2 protein-coding genes are annotated in these 4,605 nt (G+C 52.6%); both read left to right on the top strand.

The window, feature by feature from the left end; genetic code table 11:
* The coding region (locus ABEW34_RS31820; RefSeq protein WP_430165864.1) for a condensation domain-containing protein at window positions 1-1,973 on the top strand (1,973 nt) is incomplete at its 5' end.
* Between the two features lie 46 nt (window positions 1,974-2,019).
* On the top strand, window positions 2,020-4,605 hold a 2,586-nt coding region (locus ABEW34_RS31815; protein WP_430165862.1), incomplete at its 3' end, for a non-ribosomal peptide synthetase.

The following is a 4,605-nucleotide window of genomic DNA, read 5'->3' as shown; positions in this document are numbered from 1 at the left end:
ATGCCCCTTATCGGCAAAGAAGAGGCGGGCGCACGCTTACTGTGAACTGGACGACGTGGAAAGAGACCGGAATGGCCTTTGATGGCGGGCATGTATTCGATACGATTTTCAGAACGCTGCCGACTGAGCTAGGGCTTGAAGGCTTCGCTTCCTTGCTGCAAAGCGGTGCAAGCAGAGCGCTAATAGGACAAATCCACTACGATGGCGCAGGCGCTCTGCTGCTTGAACGCTCCGGTGTAGCTTGCTCCGATTCGATTCGGAAGCGGATTGCGGCGAAGAAAGACAGCAAGCGGAAGCAAAGCGGCGGCAGTGAGCAGAAGAAGGAACGCAGCGCGGATGGCGTTGTCATGCTTGGCCGGGAGGCTGGCAGCTACTCTGAGCTGGAGCAGAAGCTTGCCCTATGCTGCAAGCTGGTTCTTGGTTATGAGGAGATTGATATCTATGACAATTTCTTTGAAATGGGTGCAGATTCACTCGTATTAATGAAGCTCCAGGGCGAGATTGAGACGCATACGTTCGAAACGGTGACGATCAGTGATCTATTCGAATATTCGACTGTCGTTCAACTGGCGGAGCATCTGCAAAAGCAATCCGCTAGTCGGGACCCAATCCGTATGAGCCAGTATCCGCCTATCCAGAATGCAGCTGTTAAGCCGTACTATCCAGCATCCCATGCCCAGAAGCGCATGTTCCTTGGCTTTAAACGGGAGCCACAGCTCACAAGCGCCAATCAGTTCAGAGTTTCGGTGCTGAACATCCGGGTGGAGCCCGAGCGGATGGAGCTGGCTGTGCGCCGCATGATTGACAGGCATGAGGTGCTGCGAACCGCCGTTATGAGCATGGATGGGGAAATTGTCCAAGTAATCAGGGAACAAGTCCCATTCGAGATGGGCTACTGGGAGGCAGAAGAGGCTGAGGCGAAAGACATTATGAATCGGTTCAAGCAGCCGTTTAATTTGAATGAACCGCCGTTTTTCCGGCTTGGCCTCGTGAAGGTCGAGGAGGAAAAATATTATCTGCTGTACGATGCACACCACATTATTACGGACGGCGTATCCATGGAAATTTTCATGCGGGAGCTTGTTCAGCTGTACAAAGGTGAATCGCCGCCCGCCCTGCCGTATCAATACAAGGATTATGTGGAATGGCAGCTCTCCTTCATGCAGACGGAGCAAATGAAGCGCCAGCAGCTTTACTGGGAAGAGACGTTTGCGGGCGAAATCCCTGTGCTGCGGCTGCCGACGGATCAGCCAAGGCCTGAGCATTTTGTTTTTGAGGGCGGTATCGTCATGAGCCTGGCAGACCGTGAGCTGACGGAAAAGCTGAAACAGCAGTCAAGCGTATATGGAGCGACGATGTATATGCTGCTGCTCGCCGCTTATGCCGTACTGCTGTCCAAGTATTCCGCGCAAGATGACCTGGTCATCGGATCACCAGTTACGGGACGGCCAAAGCGGGAAATGGACAAAATTCTCGGCATGTTCATCAATATGCTGGCGATGCGGGTTGCTCCCCGCAAGGAACTGACCTTCTTAAGCTGTCTGGAACATATAAAAGCAAACGCTGTGCAGGCTTTCGATAATCAGGATTACCCGCTTGACGAGCTGATCCATCATTTGAACGTAAAGCGAAGCGCGAACCGCCACCCGCTGTTCGATACGGTGTTTATTTATCAAAATGTTCCTGTTGATGAAAGGGCTATTGGCCATTCTATCGATGAAGTTTATAATCTGACCGATTATGAGCTGACGCTGGAGGCTATGGAGCAAGGCGGAAAGCTTCGGCTGAGGCTGGAGTACAACACGCGGCTGTATGATCGGCAGACAGCGGAGCGGATGTTGAAGGATTACTTGAGCATTCTTGAGGCTATTGCCAAGCAGCCCGATATCCTTCTGCAGAACATTGAACTGGCCAGCGGTAAAACCGAGATGCCATTATATGAGGATGATGAGGAAATCTCCTTTAATTTTTAGGCGGCTATCCCCATCAACCATGTAGAAAAGAAGGGAGGGAATGGATATGGATTCCTATTCGGAAAATATGCTGCTCTCGAGCGGCAAATGGCAGGAGGAGAGGGAGTATTGGCTAAGCAAGCTTGATCCTTCTGCTGAGCCGACTGCCTTTGAGGGCGACCTCAAGGAAGCTGGTCTGCGCCCGGGAGCGGTCGATTTGGTCAAAGGCCCGATTCCGCCTGAATTGATCGAACGGCTGCTGCCCTTATGCAGGTACTCCCAGCAAGGCTTGTATGCGTTTTTGCTGTCAGGTGTACTCTATTTGCTTCATCGGTATACAGGGGAGCGGATCGTGACCACCGGCATGCCATCCGGACAACAAACGGTAGAAAAAACTGCCCCCAACCAGCTGATCGCCCTGCAGGTGCATGTCGATGAAGCATTGTCGTTCAAGGAATATATACAGAAAGTTAGCCAAACAGTGCAGGAGGCAAGGAAGTACAGGCACATTCCCTTCCAAGCCATCATCAGACTGTTTAAGCACAATCCCGAAGCAGCAGTCCCTGCCTTCAAAACGGTCGTTGCCCTAAATACGTTGCATGCCCCTTTATACATGCAGGACTCGAAAGCAGCCGTTACCTTTTATTTCATTATGGAGGGTGATCGCCTGCAACTGGAGCTGCTCTATGAACGTTCCATGTATTCGCAGCGATATATGGAACGGATGTTTGATCATTTTGTCGGTTTTCTGGAAGAGGCGATTCAGCAAACGGATATTCCGCTGAACCAGATACGCATGCTTTCACAGGGGGAAATAGAGTCGCTTGAGCGGTTTAATCCGGCGGCAATTCCTTATCCAAAGGATAAAACGGTACATGAGCTGTTTGACAGCCAAGCCATGAATACCGCGGGTTGGACCGCGCTGCGTTTTGGCGGGAGGGAGCTTACTTACGGGGAGCTTAAGGATCGTTCGGACCGGCTCGCTTGCCTGCTTCGCAGCATGGGAATTGGAAGGCACCGAGTTGCCGCTGTCATGACGAATCGGTCATTCGAAATGATGATCGCGATTTTGGCGGTGTTGAAGGCCGGGGGCACCTATATGCCCATTGACCCGACTTATCCGCCGGACCGGATCAGGCATATGCTGGTCGACAGCGGCTCAGGCGTCCTGCTTACACAGGATGGATTGATCAGCCATGTTGATTTTCAGGGGGAAACCGTAAATCTCGACGACATTCGGGTATATGGAGAACTCGATCCTCTGCTGTCTAATGTGAATGACCCGGAGGATGCCGCTTATTTAATTTACACATCCGGCTCTACTGGCCTGCCGAAAGGTGTGCTGGTTCCGCACAGGGCTGTTGTTAATTTTATAACGGGTATTACGGGCCGAATCCCTGCCTTCTCAGGAGGAAAAACCATTGCTGCCGTCACGACGCTCTGCTTCGATATATTCGTGCTGGAGACGCTCTTGCCGCTGACGCAAGGACTAGTCGTTGTTATTGCGAGCGAAGAGGAGCAGCATAATCCAGCCTTGCTCCAGCGGTGGCTTGCGCATAATCGGATCGAGCTGCTGCAGGCGACGCCTTCCCGGATTCAACTGCTGCTGAACGATAATTCGGCAGAAGCAGGCTTGGAGCAGATAACGACGCTTATGGTAGGAGGGGAAGCCTTCCCGGATGAGCTGCTTCACCAGCTTCGGGAACGGTGCTCCGGGGCCAGCATTTACAATATGTACGGCCCGACGGAGACGACGGTTTGGTCCTCCGTCCAGGATGTGACGAGTGCGAGCAGCATAACGCTAGGGGCACCTATCGCCAATACACAAATGTATATTGTCGACCCGCTTCTGCGTCTGCTGCCGGAAGGTGTGGCTGGGGAGTTGTGTATCGCCGGAGACGGCGTAGCGATTGGCTACTGGAAGCGGGAGGACCTCACGGCTGACAAATTCGTTCCATGTCCTTATGGAAACGGTGGGAAGATGTACCGGACAGGCGATCTGGCACGAAGGCTGCCCGGCGGGGAAATTGAATTTCTGGGGCGCATGGACCATCAAGTGAAAATTAGAGGGTTTAGAGTCGAGCTGGGCGAGATTGAATCTGCCCTATTAAGCATAGAGCAGATTAAAGCGGCCGTATGCATGGCACAGGAGGATGGCAAAGGAAGCCACATTCTTTGCGCTTACTATGTTTCCTCGGCGGCGCTGTTGGCGGATGACATAAGAAGCGCAATAGCTTCCCATCTGCCCGATTATATGCTGCCCTCATTCTATATTCCGCTGAGCGAGCTTCCGTATACACCAAACGGAAAAATAGACCGAAAGCAGCTGCCCAGCCCTTATGAAAAGGTCAGCGGACTATCCATCGGCGAGCCGCCAGCAGATGAGCAGGAGGAGAAGCTGCTCCGCATTTGGAGGGCTGTGCTGGAGGTAGAGACGATTGGCGTAACCGACGACTTCTTTAATGTCGGCGGCCATTCGCTAAAAGCGTTGAAGCTGGAGGTCGAGCTGGAGAAAGCGGGATTTTCCTTCGAAAGCGAGGAGATTTACCGCTACCCGACGATTAGGGGCTTTCTGCGGCGGACGAATGGCGGAGGAGCAGCAACCTTTTCACCAAAAAGCCGAGCTGCATTTGAATCTGAAGCATTCGCTAGT

The sequence above is a fragment of the Paenibacillus algorifonticola genome, from assembly GCF_050481745.1.
Classification (GTDB): Bacteria; Bacillota; Bacilli; order Paenibacillales; family Paenibacillaceae; genus Pristimantibacillus; species Pristimantibacillus algorifonticola_A.
The sequence above is the reverse complement of the archived record's forward strand: the minus strand, read 5'-3'. Positions and strand labels throughout refer to the sequence as shown.